General features: G+C 43.6%; 5 protein-coding genes and 1 pseudogene. 3 read left to right on the top strand and 3 right to left on the bottom strand.

Going from position 1 to position 5,424, the window contains the following annotated elements; all coding sequences use genetic code 11:
• The 3 genes and pseudogenes from MICAI_RS22210 to galE form a co-directional block, all read right to left on the bottom strand.
• Window positions 1-404 (bottom strand): annotated as a pseudogene (locus MICAI_RS22210) (MBOAT family protein); the annotation flags it as partial.
• A gap of 631 nt (window positions 405-1,035) precedes the next feature.
• The gene (locus tag MICAI_RS22205) at window positions 1,036-1,461 is read right to left on the bottom strand and encodes a hypothetical protein (protein ID WP_008207345.1); all 426 of its coding nucleotides are present in this window, start codon (window positions 1,459-1,461) and stop codon (window positions 1,036-1,038) included.
• Between the two features lie 129 nt (window positions 1,462-1,590).
• Window positions 1,591-2,589 carry a UDP-glucose 4-epimerase GalE gene (galE, locus tag MICAI_RS22200; protein ID WP_008207343.1) on the bottom strand — a complete coding sequence of 333 codons (999 nt, stop codon included), beginning with the start codon at window positions 2,587-2,589 and terminating at the stop codon, window positions 1,591-1,593.
• Window positions 2,590-2,658: 69 nt separating this feature from the next.
• On the opposite strand from galE, the gene pap reads away from it, so the two are divergent.
• The 3 genes from pap to purN all read left to right on the top strand — a co-directional run bounded on the left by pap (window position 2,659) and on the right by purN (window position 5,188).
• A complete protein-coding gene (gene pap / locus MICAI_RS22195) occupies window positions 2,659-4,152 on the top strand; it encodes a polyphosphate:AMP phosphotransferase (protein WP_008207340.1) in 1,494 nt (497 codons plus the stop codon).
• Between the two features lie 116 nt (window positions 4,153-4,268).
• Window positions 4,269-4,553, top strand: coding sequence for a hypothetical protein (locus tag MICAI_RS22190; RefSeq protein ID WP_002740123.1), 285 nt, complete (start codon window positions 4,269-4,271; stop codon window positions 4,551-4,553).
• Window positions 4,550-5,188, top strand: a complete 639-nt coding sequence (purN, locus tag MICAI_RS22185) for a phosphoribosylglycinamide formyltransferase (protein ID WP_008207335.1) — start codon at window positions 4,550-4,552, stop codon at window positions 5,186-5,188. Before MICAI_RS22190 ends, purN begins: the two co-directional genes overlap by 4 nt.
• The last annotated feature ends 236 nt before the right edge of the window (window positions 5,189-5,424 follow it).

Here is a 5,424-nt window from a genome sequence, read left to right as displayed (position 1 = left end):
GGCGGTATCTGGCTAGGCACGGGAATCGGAGAAAGTTCCTTCCAGTTAGGGGGAAGGGAAACGAATAAGCCGATGATTTCCTGGACGAAAAAGCCGAAATACTTGAAGTAGGCGAGGACGAGAATATCGATGACGATAACGATAGTGGCTAGGAGATTCCTTTTCCAGCCGCTCATTTTCAGCACTAGCCAGACCATAATGTAGTTAAAGGCTAGGGAGACGATGAAAACGAGGAAACTGGTACGACTGGCGTAATAAAACAGGATTAGGGAAAGTGCCGCTAATCCGACTCCATCAAAAACACCTCGCCAGAGATTGAAGGACTTCGCCAGGTAGCGTGCCGTTAAGAAAGGAACGCTAAAAAGGATTAATATCCACCAAAATATAAAATCAGAGTAATTCAAGGCTTGTTAACTCCTGATGGTCTGTGTTACCTTGTTTGAGATCGGTTTCCTGGCTTCTGATGCTCAGAGACGAGGGATTTTCTTGACAAGCCTATCAAACTTTGTCAGACTTGTCCATAAAATTACCTCTAGCAACCCTTAACAATTGAGTCCAGACAAGCAATGCTTTATCAAAAACCGTGAGATACTCATAAACGCTATCGGCAATTTAAGACTTATCCCCATATTACCGATCAATATTGATCCAGTCAGTTGGTAGAGCATAATATTAGTCGTAATTATGGTGAATATGATGGTAAATCTGGTCAACTTTTTTATCAACCTTTAGGGATCAGTTTAAGCAAAAATAAGCAGGATTTCTTTTCTGGTAGTAAAGTTTTTAACCTTAAAATATCTGGCTAATTGTCAATTTTATATCGATGAGCAACAGGAATTAATTATCGAGATCGATGGAGTTAAGTTAATTATCGAGACTGGACAGGATTTGGATATCGCCCATGAAATTTTCCTTTTAGGTATATATGATTTTCTCGTAATTAGGGTTTCAGCTTTGACGGAGATGGGGAAATGGGGAAATTGCAAATAATACCCGAAAACCCCAACACCTTATAACTGATAACTGATAACTGCTTTACTGTGCTTGACAATAGGTATTAAAAGCTTCGCCAGTTTCTTTTTCTAATTGTCCCGCTTTTCTTACCTTTTCCTGTGCTAATTTTGCCCCGTTTTTATTGCGAGTTTCGATAACTTGAATTATTTCACGGGTGGCAGTAGCATAATCTTCGTAAACTTGAGCGAAAGCGATTTTATATTTCTCTAGTTCGGGATCCTTCACTGCTAATTTTTTCATATTTTCTGCGGCCTGTTCGATTTTATCGGCGGCTAATAGCCAACTTTTTTGGTCAATTTCTGTCCCTTGACCCTTGGTTAAGGATTTGGTTTCTTGGGCCACTTCGTTGGCAATGCGATAGATTTTTTGACATTGAAACTGTTTACTATCAGCACAACTTGCTAAAAAAGTCAAGCCTATAAATATTAAGATTATTTTGTTATTCATACCATTGTATTCGAGAGAATTATGGAGAAGCCTATAGCGATAAACTATCAGCTTCTAGCAGTTTTTTACTGTTATCGACTGATAGAACTGTTCAATCTTATAAGATTAAAGTTTAGCACTCGATCGCCGTTAAGCGTGTCTTTTTTGATGCCAATTCCAAGCGTGTTCAACTATTACCTTGAGATCGGCATATTGGGGATGCCAACCGAGAACCTGTTTAGCTTTATCACTACTGCCGATTAAAATGGGGGCATCACCTGCCCTTCTGGGACTTTCGATGACGGGAATATCTAAACCAGTTACCGCTTGCGCTGTTTCAATCACTTCACGCACGGAAAAACCGTTACCATTGCCCAAATTAAACACATTACTTTCGCCCCCATTTAAGAGATATTCTAAGCCTAAAACGTGAGCTTGGGCTAAATCATTGACATGGATATAATCGCGAACAGCAGTGCCATCGGGAGTATCATAATCCGTGCCGAAAATTGACAGGGAATCCCGTTTTTTCAGGGCAGTTAATAAAGCCAGGGGAATTAAATGGGTTTCCGGTTGGTGATCTTCCCCTAATAAACCACTGGGATCGGCTCCTGAAGCATTAAAATAACGGAAAGCCACCGATTTTAAACCGTAGGCCGGATCAAAATCTCTGAGAATTTGTTCCACCATTTCCTTACTGGCAGCGTAGGGACTGAGGGGATGATGGGGATGATTTTCCGTCATCGGAATTTCCTTCGGCATTCCATAAATAGCACAGGTGGAAGAAAAAACAAATTTCTTCACATCGGCGGCGATCATCGCTTGCAAAAGAGTCAGACTACCACTAACATTATTTTGATAGTAAATAGCCGGTTCTTGCACCGATTCCCCCACGGCAATAAAAGCGGCAAAGTGCATGACGGCGGCAATATCACGACTAGCAAATAAATTATCCAGCAGCGATCGATCCCTAGTATCACCGACAATTAACTCAACTTTTAATATATCCTTAACGATTTCGGCGTGACCGTAGGATAAGTTATCGAGTACGATGACGGAATAACCGGCATTTTTGAGCGCTAGAACTGCATGGGAACCAATATAACCCGCACCGCCAGTAACGAGAATGGTAGGTTTAACTTGAGACACGCGATCATACCTATTTGAAATTGACTTGTCTATAACTTTATACCCTAATTTTGCTTTTATTTGACCATCATGTTAAGTCCCCTCGATCTATCTCTTTCCCTTGACAAAGAAACTTATCAATCACAAATTAAAGATTTAATGGAACAACTGCGATCGCTACAGAAGTCCTGTTGGGAATGTAAATTACCCGTGGTGGTGGTTTTGGAAGGTTGGGCGGCGGCAGGCAAGGGAACTTTAGTCAAAAAAATGGTTAACTATATGGATCCTCGCGGTTTTACCGTCCATCCAATTTTAACCCCTTCCCCCCAAGAGGAAAGTTACCCGTTTTTGTGGCGATTTTGGCAAAAACTGCCAGCAAAAGGCAGTATCGGCATTTTTTATCACAGTTGGTACACCCATCTACTAGAGGATCGACTCTTAAACAAATTGCCCTCCTCCCAGATTCCCCTAGTCATGCGCGATATCAACACCTTTGAGCGACAATTATCTGATGATCGGGTTGCGATCGCTAAATTCTGGATTCACCTCAGTCAAAAGGAATTAAAGTCACGCATCAAAGAATACGCCGAAAATGAGCTAGAATCTTGGCGCGTGCGTCCAGAAGATTGGCAACAGGCCAAACGTTATGATGAGTATGCCAGTTTAGCCGAGGAAATGATTACCTACACTAGCACGGGGGCCGCTCCTTGGACATTGGTGGAGGGCAACTGTCAACGCTGGGCCCGGGTAAAAGTTCTCTCCCAATTAGTCGGTACGATCGCTCAAGCTTTGGATCAGCGGCAATTACCGATCGAACCTCCTGTCAATCTACCACCCCAAGCCCAATTACTGCCCACGGAACCCGATTATCTAGGGAGAGTGGACTTAAGTGCCAAATTGGAAAAAGAAGACTATAAAATCCGTTTGCGTCAGGCACAGGTAGAATTAAGAAAACTGCAATTAAAGATTTTTCAGTCAAATATTCCCGTTTTAGTCCTGTTTGAGGGGTGGGATGCCGCCGGTAAGGGAGGTGCGATCAAACGCTTAACCGATACCCTCGATCCTCGCAGTTATCAAGTGATTGCCTTTGCTGCCCCGACGGAGGAAGAACACCGCTATCATTATCTCTGGCGCTTCTGGCGCAAATTACCCGCAGCCAAAACTATCGGTATATTCGATCGCAGTTGGTATGGACGGGTTTTGGTGGAGAGAGTGGAAGGATTCGCTAAAGATATGGACTGGCGGCGGGCATATCAAGAAATTAACGAATTTGAGGCCCAATTAACCCATTCAGGCTGTGTTTTAGTCAAATTTTGGTTACATATTAGCCCCGAAGAACAGTTAAATCGCTTCAATGAACGCCAAACTAACCCCTATCGTCAACATAAACTCACCGATGAAGATTGGCGCAATCGGGAAAAACAGCCCCTCTACCATGTGGCAGTTAATCACATGGTAGCCCGTACTAGCACCCCTGTCGCCCCCTGGACGATTGTGGCGGCAAATGATAAGTATTTCGCCCGCGTTAAAGTCATAGAAACAGTAATTGCCGCTATTGAAACCGGTTTGAAACAACGGGGATAGGGGAGATAGGGGTATGGGGATTTTTTCGATTCACCCTCCCTTAACCCTGATGTGCTGAGAAGCAGAGTCGAGAACTTTATTGAACGTTTTCAATATCCACCAGAGGAGAAACAATCATGAATCTCAATGAGTTGCCGGGGGCCGAGATCATCTTACCCGGACTGAGGGATCTTCACAATGGTGAGTCTAATACCATTGGGGCGTTGCTAGTTGCGATCGCAGCGACGCGCCTAACCGAAGTCGGTTTCGATATCCCTAAAAATCACCTAGCTGCAGAGCCAGAGCTAACCTTGTATGCCTATCTCCAAGAGGAACGGGATGATGCTTATTCTTACTATAATGCTTTGCTGAATCGCCTCAATAGCTTTTGCAATGCACTCGAACTCGGTTATAAAATATGATGACAATTTCCCCCAGTTTAATTTCTCCCGATCTCAGTTTGGCCGATATTCCCCTAGAGGAAACCCTCTCCTTAGGAGTGATGGCTTCTGGTAGTGGTTCCAATTTTGCGGTTTTGGCGGAAGCGATCGCCAAAAAACAGCTAAATGCCCAGATTCCTGTCCTCATCTACAATAATCCCGATGCCAAGGTAAAAGAAAGAGCCGATCACTACAATATTCCTGCGGTTTTTCTCGATCATCGTCAATTTAAACCCAGAGAAGAACTCGATCGGGCCCTGGTCAAAACTTTCCAAGAATACGGAGTAAAATGGGTAATTATGGCGGGCTGGATGCGAATTGTCACCCCGGTATTACTAGATGCTTTTCCCGATCGCGTGATCAATATCCATCCTAGTTTACTACCCAGTTTTAAGGGTGTGCGTGCCGTGGAACAAGCTTTAGCTGCGGGGGTAAAAGTGACCGGATGTACTGTGCATATCGCTCGCGCGGAGGTAGATAGCGGCCCGATTTTAATGCAAGCAGTGGTTCCCATTCTCCCGGATGATACCGCGACCAGTCTCCACGAACGCATTCAAGTGCAAGAACATCGCATTTTCCCGGTAGCGATCGCTTTAGCGGCGAAATTGGGTCTGTAGAGATAGATTTCTGGACTTCCTTGGCGAGAATACCGGCAAAAAAACGAAAATTCAACGCAAATCGTTAAATAAGTAGGTAGGCGTTAAAAATTATCAGACACCACCCTTATTAAGGTAGGGTTGATTCATGAATCAACCCTACTATGAATCAACCCCACTATGAATCAACCCTAGGACTAAGGGGGGATCGAACCTAAAATCCATTTTTAATTTAATTATAACCAGCTACTTATCAC

It is taken from the genome of Microcystis sp. T1-4 (genome assembly GCF_000297435.1).
Classification (GTDB): domain Bacteria; phylum Cyanobacteriota; class Cyanobacteriia; order Cyanobacteriales; family Microcystaceae; genus Microcystis.
This window is presented reverse-complemented; position numbering and strand designations above follow the sequence as displayed.

Excerpts from the sequence above, each read along its gene's own strand:
- MICAI_RS22205 (WP_008207345.1), bottom strand. The coding sequence starts at position 1,461 with ATGAATAACAAAATAATCTTAATATTTATAGGCTTGACTTTTTTAGCA.
- pap (WP_008207340.1), top strand. The coding sequence starts at position 2,659 with ATGTTAAGTCCCCTCGATCTATCTCTTTCCCTTGACAAAGAAACTTAT.
- MICAI_RS22190 (WP_002740123.1), top strand. The coding sequence starts at position 4,269 with ATGAATCTCAATGAGTTGCCGGGGGCCGAGATCATCTTACCCGGACTG.
- purN (WP_008207335.1), top strand. The coding sequence starts at position 4,550 with ATGATGACAATTTCCCCCAGTTTAATTTCTCCCGATCTCAGTTTGGCC.